Here is a 25,242-nt window from a genome sequence, read left to right as displayed (position 1 = left end):
ATGTGTACCAAAATAAAAGTACTTTCTAAAGTAAAAAGCGGCGAATTATACCTGTGTTGCCAATGTGAAATTTATCATTTAGAATTTAATAATATATACCTGGAGCTTAACAAAAAAGAGTTTAAACAATTTAAATCTTATATACTAGATCTAGAAATTGAATACTGGCAAATTAAATATGCATCGGCTAGAGTAAAACGTAAAATCCCTATTCCATCCATGCAGCACAATCTAGTTTTAATGTTTAATAGCCAAGAAATTTTAGAACTAAAACACCTTTTTTCCACTACTTCAAACCATGTTTTTACTAAGAACTTAACAACAAAAGATATCGATTATACGCTAATTTTAAATTAAACATGGACGATATTACAGTAATATATAGAAATGATTTTGGTTTAGTTTTTTGGTGGAAGCGCTGTGCCGTAGAGGATTACAAAAAAATAAATTTAGTTTTTAATAATACTGCATTGCATTTTACAGCCTTAGAATTACTCACTTTTTTACAACATATTGAAACCTCTATAAATAAACTAATTACTACTTGTAATAGCAACAATCAAGAACAGCTCATGCTTTTGGAAACTCCAGCCCCTCAAGTTAGTTTTGTTTTAAATTACGAAGACTTAATTGGCATTGAAAACTTAGTTATAGGTACGTTGTACGAACTTGAATTAAATACTGGTTTAAAACACTACAAAAATCAAAATACAAACAGAAAAAACAAATTTTAACCTTTCTTAGATATCCTGTTACCAGAACACTTACTTCGTTTTTCTAAAAAAAAGGTGTTACTTTTAAATTAAGTAGCACCTTTATTAATAATATCAAAAAATCTCTTTTTTTAGGATAGGTACACGTAAAGTAATATTACTAGAGTACACACTGTATAACCAACAGGCTTTAAGTATTTCCATGGCGTAATATCCACTTGTTTAGTATACTCTTCCTCAAATGCTGTTTCTCTTGGTTTAAAATGACTAATAATAAACATAAGAGCAATTGTTAACACGAAAAGAAGCCCCATAAGGTGTAAGAAGTGAATATCCGGCTTAATAACATATAATATAATTAAATAGGTTATTGCACTAAATAAAATGGCAATATTAGCCGATTTACCAGTCACGCGTTTTGAAAATATTCCAACAATAATTATAGCTAAAATAGGCACACTATGTGTTCCATTTAGTTGCTGTAAATAGGTAAAAACACCACCCTGAACACCATATAACATGGGTGCAATAGCCATAGAAAAAACGGCTAATACAACACCGAAAGTTTTTCCTGCTTTCACAACCTTCATTTCTGAGGCATCCTTATTAATATATTCTTTATAAAAATCTAGACCAAACAAGGTAACAGAGCTATTTAGCGCACTATTAAATGAACTTAAAATAGCACCAAACAATACAGCTGCAAAGAAACCAATAAAGGCTGCTGGCAGTACTTTTTTAACAAGCATTGGGTAGGCCTCATCTGCATTAGGAATATCGCCATTAAAAATATAAAATGCTATAATACCAGGTAATACCACAATAATAGGTCCTAATATTTTAATAAATGCAGCTAATAAAAGTCCTTTTTGTCCTTCCTTTAAATTTTTAGCACCTAACGCTCTTTGAATAATAGCTTGATTTGTTCCCCAGTAATAAAAATTTACTATTATCATACCAGTAAATAATGTCCAAAACGGCACATCAGAATCTGGACCACCTATAATATCAAACTTTTCAGGTAAACTAGTTGTTAGAATATTTAATCCGTCAAACATATTTCCATCACCAATATACATTAAACCAAAAACGGGAATTAATGATCCTCCAATAATTAAACCAACAGCGTTAATTGAATCTGAAACGGCAACGGCTTTTAGCCCACCAAAAATAGCATAAATACTACCTATAATTCCAATAGACCAAACAGTTACCCAAAGTGCAGCAACAGGCTCCATTCCTAACATTTCAGGAATATCAAACATACTATTAATAGCCAATGCCCCAGAATACAAAACTGTTGGTAACATTGAAATAGCATAACCCAATAAGAACAATAAAGAAACAATAGTTTTTGTTGTTTTACCATAACGCTTTTCAAGAAATTGCGGAATGGTTGCTATACCTACTGTAAGGTACTTTGGTAATAAAACAAAGGCAGTAAAAACCATAGCAATAGCTGCTATAACTTCATAAGCCATTATAGGAAGTCCATCTCTAAATGATACACCATTCATACCTACAATTTGTTCGGTAGATAAATTTGTAAGCAACAACGAACCGGCAATTACTGGACCTGTTAAACTTCTTCCCCCTAAAAAATAGCCATCGGAGGTATTCTCATTGGTTTTTCTAGTGGACCACCACGCAATAATTGCAACAAGTAAAGTAAAGCCAACAAACGATATTATTCCCATAATTTAAAATTTTTATCTATTTAGTTTTTAGTTTAATAATCGTAAATATACAGATTTATTTGAGAGAACATCTAAACGAAAATTAATATGTGTTATATTTACAGTTATTTTAAAGAAATAGAGAAAGTCTTCATAATTTTTCACATAAAATCAATTTATTATAAAATTTTTAAAACACGACTCTACTAAAACATTTAATACCACTATTAAATAGTTTTTCAAAACGATTAACCCTATCATTTTTAAATAAAAACTGTGTTATGTACCACTTCAAAAAAAAACTAATTGGCCTCCTAATTGGGATATTATGTATAAGTTCTGTAAACTCACAAATTGATACTCTTTTGGTTTATAGTAAAACCATGCAGAAAAACATTCCGAACTTAATTATTACTCCAGATAATTCTTCGGGTTACAAAAAGCCTGTATTATACCTACTTCATGGCGCTAATGGAAACTATACAGAATGGTTAAAACATGTACCTGCATTACAAGAATATGCCAAAAAATTCGACATAATTATAGTATGCCCTGATGGAGGAATTACTAGTTGGTATTTTGATAGCCCTATAGATACAAAGATGCAATACGAAACTTACATCTCTAAGGAGCTAATTGAAGCCATTGATAGCAAATACAAAACAATTACAGAAAAAAAAGGACGTGCTATAACGGGACTAAGTATGGGAGGACATGGTGCATTATATCTTGCCTTTAAACATCAAGATATTTGGGGAGCAACAGGCAGTATGAGTGGTGGTGTAGACATTAGGCCTTTTCCTAATAATTGGGATATTTCTAAACGTTTAGGAACATACCCTAAAAATAAAGATGCTTGGGAAGAAAACACGATAATAAACTTAGTGTATTTACTAGATGGCAACTTAAAAATAATTTTCGATTGCGGTACTAATGATTTCTTTTACCAAGTAAATAAAAACTTACACAAAAAATTATTGGAAAGAAATATAGCCCACGATTATATTGAACGTCCAGGAGGTCATGATTGGAATTACTGGTCTAATGCTATAAAGTATCAGTTAACTTATTTTAATGATTATTTCAAAAAATAGAAACTCTTCTTACTTCAGTTTTAAATACCTTTTATTAAATATTAATGCATTACCTTATAATTTAATATAAGCTTTTGATGTGCATAACTTATAGCTATAATTACACTATTGTGGGATAAAAATAAAAGTCAAATTATTTATTGAAGTGCACCTATTAGCTGAGAAAAGTGTACACCTAATTGCGCACCTTTTATTTAATTTTAAATGACACCAAACTAAACCATATAAAACAAAAAACACCGTTAATCATGGATTAACGGTGTTTTAAATAATACCTATCTCTAGGTTAGTCGGGGTGGCAGGATTCGAACCTGCGACCTCCGCGTCCCAAACGCGGCGCGATAACCGGGCTACGCTACACCCCGAATTGGTTATCTAAATTTCAATGAAGAAACTTGCGGAGAGACGGGGATTCGAACCCCGGGTACCCTTTTGGGGTACGACGATTTAGCAAACCGTTCCTTTCGGCCACTCAGGCACCTCTCCAGTAATTTATTAAATGAACTACGCATTTGTTTTTAAATGCGGATGCAAATTTAGTTTTTATCTTAAAGAACGCAAACATTTTTCAAGTTTTTTTTACTTTTTATTCAGGATATTCAATTCTTAAATGATAAATGTTTGCAAGCTTGTGCTTTAGCACTTTTTTTATCGATTGAATTTCTTTAAAAGTTATGTTCGCATTTAAAAATTGACCTTCTTCAATCTGTTTATTTATAATTTTTTCTACAAAGGCTTCAATTTTGGTTGAGGTTGGCTCCTTCAAGCTTTTAGATGCCGCTTCAATACTATCGCACATCATTAATATAGCCGTTTCTTTACTAAATGGTTTAGGTCCGGGATAGCTAAAATCTAATTTATCGATTTCCATATCTGGATAATCCTTTTTTTCTTGCATATAAAAGTAATATACAACACTAGTACCATGATGCGTTCTTATAAAATCAATAACTCTATCTGGTAAATTATTTTTTCTCGCGATTTCTATACCATCAATAACATGATCGGTAATTATTTTAGCACTTTCTTTGGAGGATAACTCATCGTGCGGATTGATACCTGTGGATTGATTTTCGGTGTAATACGTAGGGTTTTTCATTTTACCAATATCATGATACAGTGCTCCTACCCTAACTAACATCGCATTTGCTCCAATTTCATTAGCCGACGATTCTGCTAAATTTGCTACGTTTAATGAGTGATGAAATGTGCCTGGTGCTTTATTTGAAAGCTCTTTTAGTAATTTACTATTGGTATCAGAAAGTTCTAGAAGTGACACATCTGAAACTAACCCAAAAAGCTTTTCATAAGCATATATTAAAGGCTGCACAAACAAGGTCGCTAATCCACATAAAATAAACCATATAAATGTTTCCCACTTTAAGGTTTCAACACTTCCTTCGTGAATTACAAAAAAAGCAAAATAAGCTATAATATAAATAAGTGTTATCTGCCCTACCGAAATAAACAAATTAGCCCGTTTATAAAGCTCGGATACCGTTAAAATAGTTACAATTCCTGCTATAATTTGCAAAAACAAATACTCGTAACTATTGGGCACAATGAACCCTAATAAAAGCACTGTTAATACATGTGCAAATAAACCAAGGCGCGCATCAAAAAAGGCTTTAAACACTAATGGTAAAATACATATTGGAACAATATAAATATATTTAGAATCGTATTTAACCACCAAAGTGGTAATAAAAACCATCAATAATATATTAAAAAATATAAAGGTCACTTTGGTGTTATTCTCAAAAACGGCTATTCTATATTTTCTTAAAAAAAGAAGTAACATTAATAGCGCTAAAGCCACAAGTAGCGTATAAGCGAACAAAACCCAATTGTAATTAGATTCGTTCCAAACCTGAGATTCGTATTCTGACTGTAAAGATTTTAAAATTTGATATTTATCGCCTTCAATAACTTCACCCTTAGAGACAATTAAAGTTTCTTTGGCAACACTTCCTCTTGTATGTGATATTCGGCTTAATTCATCATTAATAGCCTTATCCGTAAAAGATTTATTATAGGTAATATTAGGTTCAATTAAATCGAAACAAAACGCTAAAAACTGAGTTTTAAAACTAGACAAATTACTTTTTGCTAATACGCTTTCTATAACACGGGTTACGTCGTTTTGCTTGACAAGATTAGAATAGAAACCATCTTGTTTTTTTTCTCTTCCATCCAATATAACAATGGATCTATCCTTATCAAAATCGTAGTTTTCACTTAAAACGCCATAAGCATACAATTCTGAAACCACTTGCTTACCTGCATCAAACAATTTAATTGAAATACTCCTAGATAAAGAATCGGGAAATGAAACTGCAAACTGCTCGTTATAAGAATCATTAACCTTTTTCTGTACAGTATTATCTAAATCGAAATACAGCGTTGCATGCTCTGTAATACTCTTTTTTTCTGAAGCAATTTCAGCATCTGTTTTTTTAATTGCAAAATCAAACGGTGCTTGTAAACTTTCAGATTGCCAAGGTTTGCCTTTTTCAAAACTATATTTAAACTTCCCGCTTTTAGGAAACAAATAAACAATTAAAAATGTGGTGCATATAAACAACAAGACTTTATATATTAAAGCATGATTTTTATATAGTTTATTTATTAAGTCTTTCATGTATTTGTATTCAATCCTTCTAAATGAATGGTGCGCAATTTAGCATCAACTAGATAAATAGCTGCCCTAAATTATTCCGCTAGATATCATTAAATTCGTCTAAAAATCAAATGTAATAAATTTATTGCCTTATAATGGGTTTTACACGCAAGTCCTATTAACATTTTTTTACTCCTTAACCAATATATCCAGTTAGTTAAACTTTTTAAATTTTACCTAAATATAAACTTTAAAAAACGCTAAAAACATGAGATTAAACGACTGCTTTTAAGAGAAACAAAAAGCAAGGTGATTAGTTCTATTCTAATCTTTCAAATTTCTACTAAAAAATCGTTATTTTCGCAAGTACTACACTAAAACCTTAAATTGATGAATAAAGAAGTCGTAATTGTTTCTGCAGCAAGAACTCCTATTGGAAGTTTTATGGGTGCTTTATCAACTATACCAGCTCCTAAGTTAGGAGCCATTGCTATTAAAGGCGCTTTAGAAAAAATAAATTTAAGTCCAGAACTAGTTGACGAAGTTCTAATGGGTAACGTGGTGCAGGCTGGAACCGGTCAAGCTCCAGCAAGACAAGCTGCTATTTTTGCTGGCATTCCAAATACAGTGCCTTGTACAACAATAAACAAAGTATGTGCTTCGGGTATGAAAACCGTAATGCAGGCCGCACAAGCTATAGCATTAGGTGACGCAAATATTGTGGTTGCTGGCGGTATGGAAAACATGAGTCTAATACCACACTATTTATACGCTAGAAACGCGACAAAATTTGGACCGACTACCTTGGTAGATGGTATGCAGAAAGATGGATTAGTTGATGTTTACGATCAAAATGCAATGGGTGTTTGTGCCGATGCATGTGCCACCAAATATGAGTTTTCTAGAGAAGATCAAGATGCGTACGCTATACAATCCTATAACAGGTCGGCAGCGGCTTGGGATAACGGTAAATTTAATAATGAAATAGTACCTGTTGAAGTGCCTCAACGTCGTGGAGAACCTATAATAGTAGTTAAAGATGAAGAATACAGCAACGTAAGAATGGATAAAATTCCGCAATTACGACCGGCTTTTTCTAAGGATGGTACAGTAACTGCTGCAAACGCTTCGACGATAAATGATGGTGCAGGCTCCATGGTTTTAATGAGTAAGGAAAAAGCACAAGAATTAGGACTAAAAATTTTAGCAACCATAAAAAGTTATGCTGATGCTGCTCACGAACCAGAATGGTTTACAACAGCGCCATCTAAGGCGTTACCTAAAGCTTTAAGCAAAGCAGGAATTTCTTTAAATGATGTTGACTTTTTTGAATTTAACGAAGCTTTTTCTGTTGTAGGTTTAGCTAATATTAAAATATTAGGCCTTACAGATAAAAATGTAAATGTTAATGGTGGTGCGGTTTCATTAGGCCATCCACTTGGATGTTCTGGAGTTAGAATTTTAATTACTCTATTGAATGTTTTAGAACAAAATAACGCGAAAATTGGTGCTGCAGCTATTTGTAATGGTGGTGGTGGTGCTTCTGCTGTAATTATTGAACGTCCTTAACAGATAAAGTTACAACCGGCTAAAACAGTATTTACCCCAATGGACCACAGAGCTATTTTTCTTTTTAGATATTTTATAACACTATTTTTTTAATGCAATACGGTATTTGTAATTTAAGCATTGTTCCGCTTCGAAATGAACCAGCAGATGCTAGTGAATTAATTTCGCAAGTTATATATGGCGACTTTTTTAAAATTTTAGAACAACGTAAGCAATGGACTAAAATTAGACTAGCTTTTGATAAATATGAAGGTTGGGTGGACAATAAACAGTATGCCGAAATTACTGAAGAACAATATAAAGACCTACATAACCAAAACCCAATATTATCAACCGATTTAGTTGAGTTTATTGAAGATAAAAACAATCAGCTATTCCCTATAACCATTGGCTCTAGTTTAAACGGACTATCCTTAGTAAATCATAATTACGAAGGCAACTCCATTAATAGAAAACTGGAAAAATCTAATATTATCCAAACGGCATTTACTTATTTAAATGCGCCGTATTTGTGGGGTGGAAAAACACCTTTTGGTATTGATTGCTCTGGATTTACACAAATGGTTTACAAGCTTAATGGTTATAAATTATTGCGTGATGCCTCGCAACAAGCAACTCAAGGAGAAGCTTTAAGTTTTATAGAAGAAAGCGAACCAGGTGATTTAGCCTTTTTTGATAACAACGAAGGTATAATAACGCACGTTGGTATTATCATGGAGGACAACTACATTATACATGCCCACGGTAAAGTTAGAATTGACCGCTTAGACCATTCTGGTATTTATAATGTTGACAAAAAAATGCACACACATAAACTCCGCGTTATAAAAAAGATAATATAAAAAAAGCCGCTAAATAGCGGCTTTCTTATATAAATTTATGAAAACAGATTGCCTTATTGACCAGACATTGCTGCAATTTTATTGCTCATTTCATTTGCTTTGGCTGTTTCACCTAAAGCTAAATAAATGTTTTTTAACTGCGTATAAATATCAGATTTAGTATCCGGATTCTTACTTATAAAATCAAGTAGAATATCAGCTCCGTTTTGAAACAACTGATTCTTTTCAACCTTAAATTTTTCGTATTTAGCGTCATCAGCTTTACTCATACCAAGTTTCCCCATAGCTTCAATTACCACGTTTCCTTTTTCAATATAATAATTTGAAAGGTTTAATGCAGCATCAGAATAACTAGGCTCTAAACTTAATACTTTCTCAAAAGATTTTTTAGCAGCTTCTGAATCACCTTTATTCATATTAACAACACCAACATTATAATGTAATGATGCGTTATCTGGTTGCTTAACTAAAGCTTGTTCAATAAGATCTTTAAATTTATCTTCATCCTTTAACTGTAAATAAATATTAGCTTCGTTAATAATTAAATCTACATTGTCTGGATTTTCAGCTCTAGCGTCTTTAATTGCTGTAAGCGCTTTTTCATTATCGCCATTAGAAATATAAATAAGCGCTATATTTTTAACAATCTCAGGTTTTTTCGATTCCGTTGTGCGCTCACCTGGCTTGATATAAGTTCCCGTTTTTACGTATAAATCTCGAGTTTCTTTGGTTAAGATTTCTTCTTCACCAGTCTCCTTATTTGTTGCAAAATATTCTTTTGAAACTCCGGTGTATCCCAAATCTTTTAGCTCTTCATAAAGACTTAAAGCTCTATCGTATTCCTGTTCGTTTACAGCAGTTGCCGCCGCATAGTAAAGAAACATAGTATCTTGAGTTTTTACTCTATATGCTTTTTCAAAATACTTTGAAGCCTTAGAATAATCCTGACCTTCATAAGCTTTATTACCAGTAGTAATTAAGTTGTTAGAAATGGTTTGCTTCATCTCTTTAATTTCAGAGCCATAAGCCCCTTCTACCTTCTCTAAATTTTCAAGAGCCGCACTAATATCATTAATGCTTCCTTTTCCGTTAGCGTACAGAGCTTGCCCTTTTAAGAAGTATAACTTAGCTTTCAACTTATCGTCCATACCAGACAATAAGCCTTCAGCTTGAGTAATAGCTGCTTTAGCTTCAGCGAAATTGTTACTTTTAATAGCTTTCTCTGCAAGTTTCAATTCTTTTTTCTGTGCAAATGTAAATGCACTTATTGAAAATGCTAAAGCGATGATTAATTGTTTTTTCATTTTAAATAATATTAAATTTAAGATTCAGTGTTATTATCTTCTATATCAGTATCAAGAGTTGTGCCATCATCAGAAGCATCAATGTTTTCGCTATCTTCAGCGATTATTACATTTCCATCCTCGTCTAATTCCACTTCATCTTCATCATGCATCACTTTTGCAACAGCGGCTATTGAGTCTTTACCTTTAAGGTTAATTAATTTAACACCTTGAGTAGCACGTCCCATAACTCTTAAATCTTTTACAGCCATTCTAATAGCTATACCAGATTTATTGATAATCATTAAATCATCGTCGTCTGTCACATTTTTAATAGACACTAAGTTACCTGTTTTTTCTGTAATAGAAATGGTTTTCACACCTTTTCCACCACGATTGGTAATTCTGTAGTCCTCTAAGCTAGAACGCTTACCATAACCGTTCTCTGATACAACAAGTACGTTACTCTCCATATCATCGACAGCAATCATACCAATAACTTCGTCTGTTTTTTCATCTTGTAAACGAATACCTCTTACTCCTGAAGCACCACGTCCCATAGGTCGAGTTTTAGCCTCTTCGAAACGAATAGCTTTACCAGATTTTAAAGCTAACATAACTTGACTTTCGCCTGTAGTTAATTTAGCTTCTAATAAAACATCGTCATCTTTAATAGTAATGGCGTTAATTCCGTTTGTTCTAGGACGAGAATACTGCTCTAATGAGGTCTTTTTAACTTGACCTTTTTTAGTCGCCATAATGACGTAATGACTGTTAATATACTCTTCATCTTTTAAATCTTGAGTACAAATAAATGCCATTACCTTATCGTCTTGCTCAATATTTATAAGGTTTTGAATAGCTCTACCTTTAGATGTTTTACTACCTTCTGGTATTTCGTAAACCCGCATCCAGAAACATTTTCCTTTTTGAGTAAAGAATAACATGTATTGGTGATTTGTACCAACAAATAAATGCTCTAGGAAATCTTCATTTCTTGTGGTAGATGCTTTTTGCCCTACACCACCTCTATTTTGAGTTTTGTATTCTGTTAAAGATGTACGTTTAATATAACCTGCATGAGAAATAGTGATTACCACTTTTTCGTTAGGAATCATATCTTCAATACTTAAATCTCCACCAGCGTATTCAATTACAGAACGACGCTCATCACCATACTTTTCTCTTACTACTTCTAACTCTTCTTTTATGATGTTCATTCTACGATCTTTTTTCTCTAAGATATCCTTAAGATCGATAATAGTCTTCATAATTTCTTCGTACTCTCCACGCAACTTATCTTGCTCTAAACCAGTAAGCTGACGCAATCTCATCTCTACAATTGCTTTAGCTTGAATTTCAGAGAGTTTAAAACGTTCAATTAAGTTAGCTCTTGCTTCATCTGCATTCGATGATGCTCTAATTATTTTAATAACTTCATCAATATTATCTGAAGCAATAATTAAACCCTCTAAGATATGAGCTCTCTCCTCTGCTTTACGCAATTCATAAGTAGTACGTCTTACTACTACCTCATGTCTGTGTTCAACAAAATAATGAATTAATTCTTTTAAGTTTAACATCTGCGGACGCCCGTTAACTAATGCTATGTTATTAACACTAAATGAGGACTGTAACGCTGTATATTTGAATAACTTATTCAATACGATATTCGGGATAGCATCACGTTTTAAAACGTAAACAATTCGCATTCCGTTTCTATCAGATTCATCTCGAATAAGCGAAATACCTTCTAGCTTTTTATCGTTAACTAAGTCGGCAGTTTTCTTAATCATATCCGCCTTATTCACTTGGTATGGAATCTCGTCAACAATAATACATTCACGACCGTTTACCTCTTCAATATTGGTTTTAGCACGCATTACAATACGACCTCTACCTGTATGAAAAGCTTCCTTTACACCATCGTAGCCATAAATTGTTCCTCCTGTTGGAAAATCTGGCGCTTTTATGTGTGTAATTAGCTCATCAATTTCAATATCATTATTTTCAATGTATGCTATTGTACCATTAACAACTTCGGTTAAATTGTGAGGTGGCATATTTGTAGCCATACCTACTGCAATACCAGAAGCTCCGTTAACCAATAATCCTGGAATACGAGTTGGTAAAACTGTTGGTTCCTGTAACGTATCATCAAAATTTAATTTATGATCTACAGTTTCCTTATCAATATCTGCCAACATGTCCTCAGAAATTTTACGCATACGCGCTTCTGTATAACGCATTGCTGCGGGACTATCACCATCAATTGACCCAAAGTTACCTTGACCATCTACAAGCATATAACGCAAACTCCATTCTTGAGCCATACGCACCATAGCATCGTATACTGATGTATCACCGTGTGGGTGATACTTACCTAAAACTTCTCCAACTATTCTTGCGGACTTTTTATGTGCTGTATTAGCTCTAACTCCCAGTTCGTGCATACCGTAAAGTACACGTCTATGAACCGGTTTTAAACCATCTCTTACATCTGGTAAAGCACGTGACACAATGACTGACATTGAATAATCAATGTAAGCCGATTTCATCTCATCCTCAATATTAATAGGGATCAATTTTTCTCCTTCTGCCATATATAAATTAATTTAGTTTTATGTAAATTTCTTAACACGCTAATATAAGAATTCCAACAGTCACAGTACGACTATGAGCCCTCCTTTTTCATGTAATTTATTAACAATTTACACGACTTAATTCGTTAATAAGTATGAGCGTTAAAATTTTGATTTAATAAAGTTTTTTTCGTCAATTAGCGCTAAGTACTCAAAACATTTAGTTTTTCGGCTTTTTCACTTATTCTTTTTCCATTTTTTAGTGCTAAAGCTTAATCCAAAGCACAGGATATTATTGTTTTTTTCTGCTTTGGCATAACATAATTTTAAGACTTAAAATCTTGTTAAAACCTAAATGTTTTTAGTATTAACACATTTTTAGGTATAGTTTTTGACTTTAGTTAAAATGTTTTACTATTTTTAAAGCAGAAAGGACACGATTTATGGATGATAATTTTTCCCCAAGAGTAAAAAATGTAATTGCGTACAGCAAAGAAGAAGCATTGCGTTTAGGTCATGATTTTATTGGCACCGAACACCTTATGCTTGGTCTTTTGCGCGATGGCGACGGCAAAGCAATAAATATTTTAAATGCTTTAGATATAGATTTAAATCATTTAAGACGAAAAGTTGAAATATTAAGTCCTGCGAACCCTAATATCATAATAGCTTCTAATCAAAAAAAGAACTTACATCTCACTAGACAAGCAGAACGAGCGCTAAAAACCACGTTTTTAGAAGCCAAATTATTTCAAAGCACCTCTATTAATACGGCGCATTTATTACTTTGTATTTTAAGAAACGAGAACGACCCCACTACCAAGCTTTTAAATAAGCTAAAAGTAGATTACGATAATGTTAAAGAACAATTTAAACTTATGATTACAAACGACAACGACTATATAGAGCCTAAGTCTGAATTTCAAGATGACGACAATGCACCAGAAGAAGAATCTACAAAGGATAACATTTTTAATGCTCCAACAGGTAAGACGAATAAAAAGTCAAAAACTCCTGTTTTAGATAATTTTGGACGGGATTTAACAGCGATGGCTGAAGAAGGCAAACTTGACCCTGTTGTAGGTAGAGAAAAGGAAATACAACGTGTGTCTCAAGTTTTAAGTAGAAGAAAGAAAAATAACCCACTTTTAATTGGTGAACCGGGAGTTGGTAAATCTGCCATAGCAGAAGGTTTAGCACTTAGAATTGTTAAGCGTAAAGTATCGCGTATATTATTTAATAAACGTGTTGTAACTCTAGATTTGGCAAGTTTAGTTGCTGGAACAAAATACAGAGGACAGTTTGAAGAGCGCATGAAAGCCGTAATGAACGAGCTTGAAAAAAATGATGATGTTATTTTGTTTATTGACGAAATACACACCATTGTTGGTGCTGGAGGAGCCACTGGGAGTTTAGATGCTTCAAACATGTTTAAGCCAGCTTTAGCAAGAGGCGAAATACAATGTATTGGTGCTACAACCTTAGATGAGTACAGACAATATATCGAGAAAGATGGTGCTTTAGAGCGTCGTTTTCAAAAGGTTATTGTAGAACCAACTACGGTTGAAGAAACTATCGAGATTCTTAATAACATAAAAGGCAAATACGAAGAACATCATAATGTTGATTATACACCTGAAGCTATTGAAGCTTGTGTAAAATTAACCAATAGATACATGACCGAACGCTTTTTACCAGACAAAGCTATTGATGCTTTAGATGAAGCGGGGTCGCGCGTACACATAACAAACATTGAAGTTCCTAAGCAAATTATTGAGTTTGAAAAACAACTTGAAGATATCAAGGAATTAAAAAATGCTGTTGTTAGAAAGCAAAAATACGAAGAGGCGGCAAAACTTAGAGATGATGAAAAACGCATTGAAAAAGATTTAGCAATAGCTCAAGAAAAATGGGAAGAAGACACCAAACAGCATAGAGAAGTTGTTACAGAAGACAATGTAGCCGATGTAGTTTCTATGATGACCGGAGTGCCTGTTAACAGAATTGCGCAAACCGAAATTAACAAATTAGCAGAACTACCTAACCTTATAAAAGGAAAAGTAATTGGTCAAGATGATGCGGTTGCTAAGGTCGTTAAGGCTATTCAACGTAACAGAGCTGGACTTAAAGACCCTAACAAGCCCATTGGTTCGTTTATATTTTTAGGGCAAACAGGCGTTGGAAAAACCCAATTAGCAAAAGTACTATCTCGCGAATTATTTGATAGTGAAGATTCTCTAGTTAGAATTGACATGAGTGAATACATGGAAAAATTCGCTATTTCTAGATTAATTGGAGCACCTCCAGGATATGTAGGCTATGAAGAAGGCGGACAATTAACGGAGAAAGTTAGAAGAAAGCCTTACGCGGTTATTCTTTTAGATGAAATAGAAAAAGCACACCCAGATGTATTTAACATGTTGCTTCAAGTGCTTGACGATGGCTATTTAACAGATAGTTTAGGCAGAAAAATTGATTTTAGAAATACTATCATCATCATGACGTCTAACATTGGTGCTCGTAAATTGAAAGACTTTGGTACCGGAATTGGTTTTGGTACAGCGTCTCAAAAAGCTCAAGAAGATGCTAATGCAAAAAGCGTTATTGAAAATGCGCTAAAAAAATCGTTTGCACCAGAATTCTTAAATAGAATAGACGATGTTGTAGTTTTTAATGCTTTAGAAAAAGAAGACATTAACAAAATCATCGATATTGAATTAGAGAAACTATTAAATAGAATTAAAGGTTTAGGTTACATTTTAACAATTACCGAAACTGCAAAAGACTATATAGCAGAAAAAGGTTTCGATAAACAATATGGAGCACGTCCTTTAAAAAGAGCGATTCAAAAATATGTTGAAGATGCTTTAGCTGAAGAAATTGTAGCATCAAATCTACAAGATGGCGATAATATTAAGATTGATTTAAACAACGATTCTGATGAACTTGTAATATCAATTGAAAAAGCTGAAAAACCAGCCGAATCATAATTTTAAAAGCACATTAAATTTAAAAGCCCGAATGTTACATTCGGGCTTTTTTTATGCCTTATAATTACAAGTAAAATTAGTAAATATTTAAATCTTACATTTTTATGAATGCAGCGAGAAGACACACAGCCTATTATTAAGTGAACCCATTTTTATATTACGGAATAATTTGCTCGGGTTCCTCGTGTAAATAATGCTCAGAATAAATTTTAGTAAAATGAGCCCCGTAAAACAAAATTAAACTAGAATACGACACCCATAACATAATCAAAATAATTGCTCCCGCAGCACCATAAGTAGATCCAGGTTCCATTTCGCTAAAATATAGTGCTAAAAGATATTTCCCTAAAACGAACAACACAGACGTAAGAGCAGCACCAATACGAACAGCACGCCATGGTATTCTGGCATTTGGCAGTATTTTAAACATAGTTGCAAAAAGCACATAGATCATTAACAAGGAAAGAATCACATCTAAATAATAAACATAGTCAACAAAATCTATTGGTATATAATGTTTTAAATTTTCACCAAAAGCGCTTAAAGCAGACGTTAGTACAAAACTAATTAAAAGCAAAAAGCCAATAACAAGAATAAACCCAAAGCTTTTAATCCTGCCAAAAACAGTCTCGATTAATCCATTTTTAAATCTTGGTTTCGCTTTCCATATTTTGTCTAAAACATTCTGGATTTGAAAAAACACTCCCGTAGAACCATAAATTAAAGTTCCAACGCCAATTAATGTAGTAAAAATAGATGTTGAGGCTTCTCCTCTATCAACCATCATAAGTCTTATCGATTCTGCAGTCTGAGTTCCCAATGCTTTAGAAATTTGAGCCAACAATTCTCCTTGAACTATCTCTTTACCCCAAATAGCACCTACTAGATTTACTATAATTACCATTAATGCGGGTAAAGATAAAATGGCGTAATATGCTACCACAGCACTTCTCTCAAAAGGATCACTATTAAACCAGGATTTACTTGCCTTAACTATAAGCTTTGGCAAATCAATAATTTTAAATTTGTTTTTTACTTCTTGGGTTTTCATTTTAAAACATTTATTTAAAACGCTCATTAGGCACTCTAAAAAGTAAAATAATGCCAGCTAAAAAGAAAACGAATAGAAACAAAATTCCGTTTCGCATGCTTCCAGTTATCTGATCTATAAATGCAAAAATCACCATACCTATCACAATCCCTATTTTTTCAGCAACATCATAAAAACTAAAATATGAAGTGGTATCTTCCGTTTCTGGCAAAAACTTAGAATAGGTTGAACGGGCCAAAGCTTGTATCCCGCCCATTACTAAACCTACCAAGCCAGCAGCAATATAAAACTCCGTTGGCGTATGCATGGTATAAGCATAAAAACACAATCCCATCCATGTAATATTAACTACAATTAGCGTTTTAATATTCCCGAATTTTGATGAAGCAAGAGAAGTTAAAAACGCCCCTAAAATGGCAACAAGCTGTATAATTAAAATACTACCTATTAATCCAAATGTTTTAGCATCACCATCTCCCCATAAAATTTCTTCTTCTCCAAAATAAACAGCTACCAACATAATGGTTTGTACAGCCATACTAAACACAAAAAAGGCATGCAAATAGCGTTTTAATCTTAAATTTTCGTTTAAATCTTTCCACACTAAACGCAATTCTTTAAAGCCATTAAATATAATAGCCCTAGTGACTTTATGTCCGTTAGAAGTTCCTTTTGGCAACCAGTAAAAACTATATTGACTAAAACCAATCCACCATAAGCCTACAAGCACAAATGAATAACGCATACCTACTTGGGCTGCAGATTCAATTATTTCGCCATTTTCTGAAATTTTATCGGTAATAAAAAAAGTAGATGGATACATAACCATGGCTAAATTTAAAACCAATAACAAAACACTACCCAAATACCCCAACGAAAATCCTTTAGCACTAATACTATCTTGTTGCTCCGGAAATGCTATATCTGGCAAATACGAATTATAAAACACTAAGCTTCCCCAATATCCTATTAACCCCATAAAATAAAACAGTAAACTTAAATGAATCTTATCTGGAGTAATATCAAACCAGTATAAACCAATGCAACCAATACTACCAACATAACAGAAAAATTTCAAAAAATTCTTTTTATTTCCTACGTAATCAGCAATACCAGATAGAATTGGCGAAGTAAAAGCAACAACCAAAAAAGTAAATGCCGTAACAAAAGTTATTAGCGCTGTACTTTTAAACTCGAAACCAAAAGCCAATACCGTTTTAACTTCCGAAGTACTTTTAAGAAACAATGCCGAGTAAAAAATAGGAAATATAGACGAAGCAATGGTTAATGTATACACAGAATTTGCCCAATCGTAAAAGGCCCATGCATTTAATAACTTTTTACTTCCTTTCTCTAAAAATACCATAATAAAAAAGCTGCCCTTTTATGAGCAGCTTCGAAAATAAGCAAATATTTTATTTATATCGTTAATACTAATTTCTAAATGTAGTAACGCCAAATTTCTTAGCCTCGGCTTTTGCACTTGGCGCCCATTTAGTAAGGTTAGCAATTCTTGTATCGTTTGATGGGTGCGTACTCATAAACTCAGCAGGAGCTTGACCACCACTGTTAGCTTTCATACGTTTCCATAATTCGGCAGCTTCATCTGGATTATAACCCGCAATAGCCATTAAATAAATTCCGATTTGATCAGATTCAGTTTCATGACTTCTACTAAAAGGTAACATAACACCTAATTGCGATCCAATACCATAATATTGGTTAAAAGCATTTCTTGCATTCTCATCTTTAATAGCAATATTTCCTGCAACAGCAATACCTTGTTGTAAATATCCAGCACTCATACGTTGCTGTCCGTGGTTAGCTAAAGCGTGAGCTACCTCATGCCCCATAATAGCTGCAACACCAGCTTCATTTTCTGCTATTGGTAATATTCCAGTATAAAATACAATTTTACCACCTGGCATACACCATGCATTTACAGTAGCATCGTCTACTAAATTATACTCCCATTTATAATCATTTAAATACCCTTCATTTCCATTAGCATTCAACCAACGTTCGGCAGCAACTGCTATACGTTGCCCTACTCTTGTAATCATTTCGGAATCTTTAGTTCCAGTAATTACTTTGTTTTCATTCAAAAATTGACCATATTGAGCAAAAGCTGTTGGAAACAACTGAGAGTTAGGTACTAAAGCCATCGTTTTCTTTCCTGTAAAGGGGTTCGTAGCACAAGAAAATACTAGAGCCGATATGGCTATTAAGCAAAGGGTGTATTTCATTTTCATAATTCGATGGTTTAATTTCAAGTCTTAAAAATACATAAAAAATGCATTGTTATTTTAATTGGACACTTAAATTATATTTTTGTCACATATTAAAAAAACCTAATGGTACTTTTGTTATGTTTTGAAAATTATTTCGACTTAAACATTATAAAAAAATTGAATATATGAACAAGTTAATAATTGCTTTTGCCTTAGTTTTATTTTTTAATTGCAACTCTACGGCGCAAAAAAAAACAAATACCAAGGAAGAGACTTATAAAATAAATAAAACAGAAGCTGAGTGGAAAGCGCAATTAAGCGCTAAAGAATTTCATGTTTTAAGACAAGCAGGAACAGAACGTGCTTTTTCAAGTCCGTTAAACAAAAACGAAGCAGAGGGTATTTATGTTTGTAAAGGTTGCGATACACCTTTATTTAAGAGTGCTCATAAATTTGATTCTGGTACAGGTTGGCCAAGTTTTGATAGAGAAATAAAAGGCAATGTTAGTTTTTCTACAGATTACGATTTGGGTTATGCCAGAACCGAAGAGCATTGTGCCACATGTGGCGGTCATTTAGGACATGTTTTTAATGATGGACCAAAGCGCACCACAGGTATGCGTCATTGTATAAATGGCGTGTCGCTAAAGTTTATTCCTAATAACTAAAAGGAAATAAATTGCTATCCAAATTTCAAAAAATTATTGAAGTGCATTAAAAGCTTGCTATTTAAAAATTGACGCTTTACCTTTATTACATGGAAAGTTATTTAGAAAGCGTAAATAAACAGTTTGAGTATTACAAAAGCTTAGGCGATAAAACGTTTAAACAGCTAAGTTTTGATGACATGCTTTGGCAAAGTGATGAAGATGCCAATAGTATTGCTATACTTGTTAAACACATAGCTGGCAATATGCGAAGCAGATGGAGCAATTTTTTAACTGAAGATGGCGAGAAAAGCTGGCGAAACAGGGATGATGAATTTGTTAGTGACTTCACTTCGGAAGAAGCTGTAATAGCTACTTGGGAAAGCGGATGGTTTTGTTTATTTAATGCTATTAGAGCTTTAAAACCCGAAGATTTAGAACATATTATTTACATTAGAAACGGCGGACACACGGTTACAGAGGCCATAAACAGGCAACTAGCCCATTATGCTTACCACGTAGGACAAATTGTTTTTTTAGGCAAACTATTAAAAGGAAAGGAATGGAAATCGTTATCTATTCCAAAAGGTAATTCTGCCACGTATAATAAGGCCAAGTTTAATAATGAGAAGGAGCGCAGACATTTTACTGATGATCTTTAAGCAAGTTGACAGTATACAGCCGCGGTATGCAGTTTGTTTCGTTGTGGTGATAAGCTTTAAGTCATAAAAATAAAGAGGCAAGTATTTTTTCTTGTGAAGATCTGGAGTCTTAGCATTATTTAAGAAGTTTACCTGACCTGCGAGGTTTTTAAAACCTTGTAGGTCTTATTTCTTATAATAAAACTAATCTATAAAAGGCGTGAAAAACTAAATCTTAAAACCATTATTTAGTAAGTATGCCCCGCGATAAGGATTGAGGCATTTGTTGAAGTTCTTTTTGTGTTGTTGCACGTATGCAACACAAAAAAGCGACTGCTGAAATATTTATATTCACGATTTAATATATTAAAAATATAAACCGATGAGTAAAGCCTGACCCGATTTTTCTTCTGAAATCGCCCAAAGGTTATTATACTTTATGTTTGTTTTTAAAGGGACGAATTATTAATCGGGCTTCCCTGTCGAAACGAACATAATTATACACCCAATTTACAAACACCACCATTCGGTTTCTGAAACCTATTAGGAAAAACAGGTGTACAAACATCCAAACATACCAAGCAAATACGCCTTGAAATTTCCATCGTTTTAAATCGACTACGGCTTTATTTCGTCCAATTGTTGCCATAGCACCTTTGTCGGTATAGCTAAAGGGCTCCATATGTTGGTTTTCAATAAGTTTTAAAATATTATCGCCTAATTGGTCGCCTTGTTGTATGGCAGGTTGTGCCATCATTGGGAAACCATGCGGAAACTCATCACTTACCAAGCAGGCAATATCGCCAATAGCAAATATGTGGTTATAGCCTTTTACTTGGTTAAACTCGTTTACCAAAAGCCTGTTGCCACGGCTAACAAGATCTTGCGCATCTAGACCTTTTATGGTGGCTCCTTTTACGCCTGCCGCCCAAACTAGAGTGGCGGTTTCGAAGGTTAAATCGGTATTTGTGGTAACCGTTTTGCCATCGTAATTGGTTACTCTAACGTTTTTCCATACGTTAACGCCTAGTTTTTCTAGAAAATCTTCTGCCTTTGCCGAGGCTTGCGCGCTCATACCTTTTAATATGCAATTGCTAGATTGCACGATATGAATTTGAGCCAAACGCGTATCTAAATCTGGATAATCTTTTGGCAAGATGCCTTTTTTTATTTCGGCCAATGCACCGGCAAGCTCTACGCCTGTTGGTCCGCCACCTACAATTACAAAATTCATTAAAGCGTTACGCTCGTTTAAATCTGAGGTTAAAAGAGCATCTTCAAAATTTTCGAGAATTAAACTTCTTAAATCTAAAGACTGCGGTATGGTTTTCATGGCCATACTGTGTCTTTCGACTTCGGTATTGCCAAAAAAGTTTGTTGTAGATCCCGAAGCCACTACTAAATAATCGAATTTTAAGTTACCTATATTGGTTTTTACCTTGTTTTTTTGAGTATCTATCTCCTCGACATCTGCTAATCGAAAATAAAAATTTGGAAAGTCTTTTAAAATTTTACGAATAGGGTAAGCAATAGAGTCTGGCTCTAAACCACCTGTAGATACTTGGTAAAGTAAAGGCTGAAAGGTGTGATAGTTATTTTTATCTAAAAGTACAACTTGCACTTCTTGTTTAGATAATTTTTTTGCTAAGGCAACGCCTGCAAAACCACCGCCAATAATTACAATGCGAGGAAAACTCGTTCTAGGTATGTTCATAAATAAAAACTTGCAGCGCAAAGGTAATAAAACAAGTACAGATTCTATTCCTTATTATAAGGTTACAAAACAACAATTACATAATGGATATTACTTAATATTTTTTTTTGGATTTAATAAGTTCTCTATTCTTTTTTAAAAATCGATTTCGTAAATTCGCATTCTAAACTTTTTAACAAATGAGTAAATACGATATTATTGTTCTTGGAAGTGGTCCTGGTGGTTATGTAACAGCTATTAGAGCATCACAATTAGGTTTTAAAACCGCTATTGTTGAAAAAGAAAATCTTGGTGGCGTATGCTTAAACTGGGGTTGTATTCCAACAAAAGCTTTATTAAAATCGGCTCAGGTTTTTGAATACCTAAAGCATGCTGAGGACTATGGTTTAAAAGTAAAAGATGCAGAACATGATTTTGATGCTGTTGTAAAACGTAGCCGTGGGGTTGCAGATGGTATGAGCAAAGGTGTTCAGTTTTTAATGAAGAAGAATAAAATTGATGTTATAGAAGGTTACGGAACACTAAAACCTGGTAAAAAGGTTGAAGTTGATGGTACCGAATATAGCGCTAACAATATTATAATTGCAACTGGTGCACGTTCTCGTGAGTTACCAAGTTTACCACAAGATGGCAAAAAGGTAATTGGATACAGACAAGCCATGACCTTAAAGAAACAACCAAAGAAAATGATTGTGGTTGGATCTGGTGCTATTGGTGTTGAATTTGCATATTTTTATAACTCTATTGGTACAGAAGTTACTATAGTAGAGTATTTACCAAAAATTGTTCCTGTTGAGGATGATGATGTATCTAAGCAATTAGAGCGTTCTTTCACAAAATCTGGAATTAAAGTTATGACATCGGCCGAAGTAACATCGGTTGATACTTCTGGAAAAGGTGTTAAAGCAACAGTAAAAACAAGTAAGGGTGAAGAAGTACTTGAAGCAGATATTATTTTAAGTGCCGTTGGTATTAAATCTAATATTGAAAACATTGGTTTAGAAGATGTAGGCATTGTTGTTGATAGGGATAAAATTATTGTTAACGATTTTTACCAAACTAACATTCCTGGTTATTATGCTATTGGAGATGTTACTCCTGGTCAAGCTTTAGCTCATGTCGCTTCCGCGGAAGGGATACTATGTGTAGAAAAACTTGCAGGAATGCATGTTGAAGCTATAGACTACGGAAACATACCAGGTTGTACATATTGTTCTCCTGAAATTGCATCGGTTGGATTAACTGAAAAGCAAGCAAAGGATAAAGGTTTAGATATTAAAGTTGGTAAATTCCCGTTCTCTGCTTCTGGTAAAGCCAGTGCTGGTGGAAATAAAGAAGGCTTTGTAAAAGTTATTTTTGATGCCAAATATGGCGAATGGTTAGGTTGCCACATGATTGGTGCTGGAGTTACCGATATGATTGCTGAAGCTGTTTTAGGACGTAAACTTGAAACTACAGGTCACGAGGTATTAAAAGCTATTCACCCTCACCCTACAATGAGTGAAGCGGTAATGGAAGCTGTTGCAGCTGCTTATGACGAAGTAATACATTTATAAGACTATAAACGTTTAAACGATATAAAAAATGCGATTCAAAACTGAATCGCATTTTTTTTAGAATTTATATTTAGCACCCAACTTTAAAATCGAATTAGTAGTTGGCATACTGGTTTTAAAAGAATTCTCACTTTCTAAGTTATAATTAAACCTCGCATCCATTAAAAACGATTCGTTAAACTCGTATTGTACACCTAAGGTTCCGGATGGGCTTACCTCTTCTACCGTTCCGTTTACGAGTAATAAATTTAATGTTGGCCCAAACAAAACATGAAACTTATTACTAATGCTATATTTTACCAGTAAAGGAAAATCTTTTACCATATAATTTGTACTAAAACCACCAAAGTTAGTTTGCACGTTTTCAGCTCTTAAAATCCAGTTTTTACTTATATTATATTCTGAAAAGTAGGTAGCGAAGGGTAAGACTTCGTTATTAATATTAACCTCATTACTAATGTTAAACGACGCTTCCTTTTTAGTATCACTTTCTTGCCCATTAACATTGCAAAAACAAGGACAGATTATCCATAAAATAATTAAGTTTCCTCTCACAGCACAGAATTGTAAATTTAATACTACACAAACCTAAACTATATTATTTAAATTTATCTTAAAAATTTTATAATAAAAAATGCGATTCAAAACTGAATCGCATTTTTTACATGGTTTTTATTTAGTGCTTTTCACCTTTCAAGGAAGCTAATTACATCCTTATTCTAAAAGCTCTGAATAGCCAACTCGTAACTTTGTAAGCCAAAGCCAAGAATAACGCCCTTAGCATTAGGAGAAATAAAAGATTGATGCCTAAACTCCTCGCGATTAAACGTATTTGAAATATGCACTTCTACAACGGGCGTTTCAATAGCTTTAATAGCATCGCCAATACCAATAGAAGTATGTGTATAAGCCGCTGCGTTTAAAATAATACCATCAAAATTAAAACCGACTTCATGCAATTTATCTATTAATTCGCCCTCTATATTCGATTGAAAATAATCAATAGAGACGTCCGGGTATTTACCTTTCACTTCTTCTAAAAACTCTGTAAAAGACAAACTTCCGTAAATATTAGGTTCTCTCTTTCCTAATAGATTTAAATTAGGACCGTTTATTATGATTAGTTTTTTCATGTAGTAAAGATATTTAAAAAATGAGCATAAAAAAACCGAAGCTATTAACTTCGGTTTTTTTTTCTATTATTTTGGTATGTTTATTATAATTTGTATAATAAACCAAAAGAAGCATTACCACTAAAAGGGTTAGCAACATCTCCAAATCCTAAGTTAAAATTAGATTCTGCTTTAGCTCCATCAACATCAGCCTTTGTAGATGTGAAACCTAATACGTTTCTTAAACCAAAAGTTAAAGCAATTTTTTCTGTTACAAAATAGTTAATACCTAAGTCTAAACTAGCACCAATAGCGTTAACTTTAAAGTCGCTAATTTTATTATCACTAGTAGCATAAGCAATACCAAACTCAGTAAACGTTTTAAAACGTTGTCCTAAATCTAAAAAGTAGTAACGAGCAAACACTCCAGCACCAAATGTAGAGTTATCAACAGTATCAGTTCCTGAAACTTCTTCTTTAAATGAATTAAAAGTTAATTGACCTCCAATAGCTAAATCTTCATTTAAAAAGAAACCAACTTTAGGAGCAATTGTAAAACTGTTTGTTTTTTCATCAAAGTTTTTGTCATTAGTACTACTAAATCCGATGTTACCTTCTAAAAAGACATCACCTTCATTAAATCCATAAGCTTTTGCATCATCTTGAGCATTTACATTTGATAATCCGAATACTGCAACCGCAGCAATAATTAATAATTTTTTCATAATTGTTTAAGTTTGATTGTTTGAATAATTTCGGTGGCAAATCTAATTTTTAGAACTGTAGTAGAAGTCTATAAAATGTTAAAATATAATGCATTTCATCGATTAAATAAGCGCTTTTAAGGATATTTTTACTAAAAACCAAGTACTATTTATTTTATCTTTTAAGTGCTTTTATTTCAGTTTACTGCATAAAAAA

20 protein-coding genes and 2 tRNA genes are annotated in these 25,242 nt (G+C 33.3%); 9 read left to right on the top strand and 13 right to left on the bottom strand.

Features of this window, described 5'->3' with window-relative positions; all coding sequences use genetic code 11:
• Together HNQ90_RS06975 and HNQ90_RS06970 are read left to right on the top strand one after the other, a co-directional pair.
• Positions 1-357, top strand: coding sequence for a DUF6686 family protein (locus HNQ90_RS06975; RefSeq protein WP_144117151.1), 357 nt, complete (start codon positions 1-3; stop codon positions 355-357).
• A 2-nt stretch (positions 358-359) separates the two neighbouring features.
• A complete protein-coding gene (locus HNQ90_RS06970) occupies positions 360-734 on the top strand; it encodes a hypothetical protein (protein ID WP_144117150.1) in 375 nt (124 codons plus the stop codon).
• Positions 735-844: 110 nt separating this feature from the next.
• On the opposite strand, the gene HNQ90_RS06965 is transcribed toward HNQ90_RS06970, so the two are convergent.
• The gene (locus HNQ90_RS06965) at positions 845-2,410 is read right to left on the bottom strand and encodes a solute:sodium symporter family transporter (protein ID WP_144117149.1); all 1,566 of its coding nucleotides are present in this window, start codon (positions 2,408-2,410) and stop codon (positions 845-847) included.
• Between the two features lie 362 nt (positions 2,411-2,772).
• On the opposite strand from HNQ90_RS06965, the gene HNQ90_RS06960 reads away from it, so the two are divergent.
• Complete coding sequence (locus tag HNQ90_RS06960; RefSeq protein ID WP_241678381.1) at positions 2,773-3,483, top strand: alpha/beta hydrolase; 711 nt, start codon at positions 2,773-2,775, stop codon at positions 3,481-3,483.
• Between the two features lie 290 nt (positions 3,484-3,773).
• Here the strand turns inward: HNQ90_RS06960 and HNQ90_RS06955 are convergent.
• From HNQ90_RS06955 to HNQ90_RS06945, 3 genes are all read right to left on the bottom strand, one after another.
• Positions 3,774-3,848: transfer RNA gene (locus tag HNQ90_RS06955), tRNA-Pro, on the bottom strand.
• Positions 3,849-3,881: 33 nt separating this feature from the next.
• Positions 3,882-3,969: transfer RNA gene (locus tag HNQ90_RS06950), tRNA-Ser, on the bottom strand.
• Between the two features lie 100 nt (positions 3,970-4,069).
• Positions 4,070-6,124 carry an HD family phosphohydrolase gene (locus tag HNQ90_RS06945; RefSeq protein ID WP_144117147.1) on the bottom strand — a complete coding sequence of 685 codons (2,055 nt, stop codon included), beginning with the start codon at positions 6,122-6,124 and terminating at the stop codon, positions 4,070-4,072.
• 369 nt (positions 6,125-6,493) lie between these two features.
• On the opposite strand from HNQ90_RS06945, the gene HNQ90_RS06940 reads away from it, so the two are divergent.
• Both HNQ90_RS06940 and HNQ90_RS06935 read left to right on the top strand, forming a co-directional pair.
• Entirely contained in the window at positions 6,494-7,672 is a 1,179-nt protein-coding gene (locus HNQ90_RS06940; RefSeq protein WP_144117146.1) for an acetyl-CoA C-acyltransferase, read from the top strand.
• A gap of 92 nt (positions 7,673-7,764) precedes the next feature.
• Positions 7,765-8,514, top strand: a complete 750-nt coding sequence (locus HNQ90_RS06935) for a C40 family peptidase (protein ID WP_144117145.1) — start codon at positions 7,765-7,767, stop codon at positions 8,512-8,514.
• A 53-nt stretch (positions 8,515-8,567) separates the two neighbouring features.
• On the opposite strand, the gene HNQ90_RS06930 is transcribed toward HNQ90_RS06935, so the two are convergent.
• Together HNQ90_RS06930 and gyrA are read right to left on the bottom strand one after the other, a co-directional pair.
• Entirely contained in the window at positions 8,568-9,818 is a 1,251-nt protein-coding gene (locus HNQ90_RS06930; RefSeq protein WP_144117144.1) for a tetratricopeptide repeat protein, read from the bottom strand.
• Positions 9,819-9,835: 17 nt separating this feature from the next.
• Positions 9,836-12,400 (bottom strand): DNA gyrase subunit A, encoded by a 2,565-nt coding sequence (gene gyrA / locus HNQ90_RS06925; RefSeq protein ID WP_144117143.1) that lies wholly within the window; start codon positions 12,398-12,400, stop codon positions 9,836-9,838.
• 422 nt (positions 12,401-12,822) lie between these two features.
• On the opposite strand from gyrA, the gene HNQ90_RS06920 reads away from it, so the two are divergent.
• Positions 12,823-15,369 carry an ATP-dependent Clp protease ATP-binding subunit gene (locus HNQ90_RS06920; protein WP_144117142.1) on the top strand — a complete coding sequence of 849 codons (2,547 nt, stop codon included), beginning with the start codon at positions 12,823-12,825 and terminating at the stop codon, positions 15,367-15,369.
• 157 nt (positions 15,370-15,526) lie between these two features.
• Here the strand turns inward: HNQ90_RS06920 and HNQ90_RS06915 are convergent, their stop codons facing one another.
• The 3 genes from HNQ90_RS06915 to HNQ90_RS06905 all read right to left on the bottom strand — a co-directional run bounded on the left by HNQ90_RS06915 (position 15,527) and on the right by HNQ90_RS06905 (position 18,672).
• Positions 15,527-16,420: a YihY/virulence factor BrkB family protein gene (locus HNQ90_RS06915; RefSeq protein WP_144117141.1), complete on the bottom strand. Its 894-nt coding sequence runs from the start codon at positions 16,418-16,420 to the stop codon at positions 15,527-15,529.
• A 10-nt stretch (positions 16,421-16,430) separates the two neighbouring features.
• Positions 16,431-17,786: an MFS transporter gene (locus HNQ90_RS06910; RefSeq protein WP_144117140.1), complete on the bottom strand. Its 1,356-nt coding sequence runs from the start codon at positions 17,784-17,786 to the stop codon at positions 16,431-16,433.
• A 67-nt stretch (positions 17,787-17,853) separates the two neighbouring features.
• Positions 17,854-18,672, bottom strand: coding sequence for a M48 family metallopeptidase (locus tag HNQ90_RS06905; RefSeq protein WP_144117139.1), 819 nt, complete (start codon positions 18,670-18,672; stop codon positions 17,854-17,856).
• 164 nt (positions 18,673-18,836) lie between these two features.
• Between HNQ90_RS06905 and msrB the strand changes: the two genes are divergently transcribed.
• Together msrB and HNQ90_RS06895 are read left to right on the top strand one after the other, a co-directional pair.
• Positions 18,837-19,319: a peptide-methionine (R)-S-oxide reductase MsrB gene (gene msrB / locus HNQ90_RS06900; protein WP_144117138.1), complete on the top strand. Its 483-nt coding sequence runs from the start codon at positions 18,837-18,839 to the stop codon at positions 19,317-19,319.
• Between the two features lie 89 nt (positions 19,320-19,408).
• Complete coding sequence (locus HNQ90_RS06895) at positions 19,409-19,960, top strand: DUF1572 family protein (protein ID WP_144117137.1); 552 nt, start codon at positions 19,409-19,411, stop codon at positions 19,958-19,960.
• Between the two features lie 409 nt (positions 19,961-20,369).
• On the opposite strand, the gene HNQ90_RS06890 is transcribed toward HNQ90_RS06895, so the two are convergent.
• Positions 20,370-21,653 (bottom strand): NAD(P)/FAD-dependent oxidoreductase, encoded by a 1,284-nt coding sequence (locus HNQ90_RS06890; RefSeq protein ID WP_144117136.1) that lies wholly within the window; start codon positions 21,651-21,653, stop codon positions 20,370-20,372.
• Between the two features lie 179 nt (positions 21,654-21,832).
• Between HNQ90_RS06890 and lpdA the strand changes: the two genes are divergently transcribed.
• Entirely contained in the window at positions 21,833-23,209 is a 1,377-nt protein-coding gene (lpdA, locus tag HNQ90_RS06885; RefSeq protein ID WP_144117135.1) for a dihydrolipoyl dehydrogenase, read from the top strand.
• 57 nt (positions 23,210-23,266) lie between these two features.
• On the opposite strand, the gene HNQ90_RS06880 is transcribed toward lpdA, so the two are convergent.
• From HNQ90_RS06880 to HNQ90_RS06870, 3 genes are all read right to left on the bottom strand, one after another.
• Positions 23,267-23,764 (bottom strand): porin family protein, encoded by a 498-nt coding sequence (locus HNQ90_RS06880; protein WP_144117134.1) that lies wholly within the window; start codon positions 23,762-23,764, stop codon positions 23,267-23,269.
• Positions 23,765-23,928: 164 nt separating this feature from the next.
• Positions 23,929-24,342, bottom strand: coding sequence for a type II 3-dehydroquinate dehydratase (aroQ, locus tag HNQ90_RS06875; RefSeq protein WP_144117133.1), 414 nt, complete (start codon positions 24,340-24,342; stop codon positions 23,929-23,931).
• A gap of 83 nt (positions 24,343-24,425) precedes the next feature.
• A complete protein-coding gene (locus tag HNQ90_RS06870; protein ID WP_144117132.1) occupies positions 24,426-25,046 on the bottom strand; it encodes an outer membrane beta-barrel protein in 621 nt (206 codons plus the stop codon).
• Positions 25,047-25,242 lie beyond the last annotated feature (196 nt).

It is taken from the genome of Algibacter amylolyticus (assembly GCF_014202225.1).
Lineage (GTDB): Bacteria > Bacteroidota > Bacteroidia > Flavobacteriales > Flavobacteriaceae > Algibacter_B > Algibacter_B amylolyticus.
The sequence above is the reverse complement of the archived record's forward strand: the minus strand, read 5'-3'. Positions and strand labels throughout refer to the sequence as shown.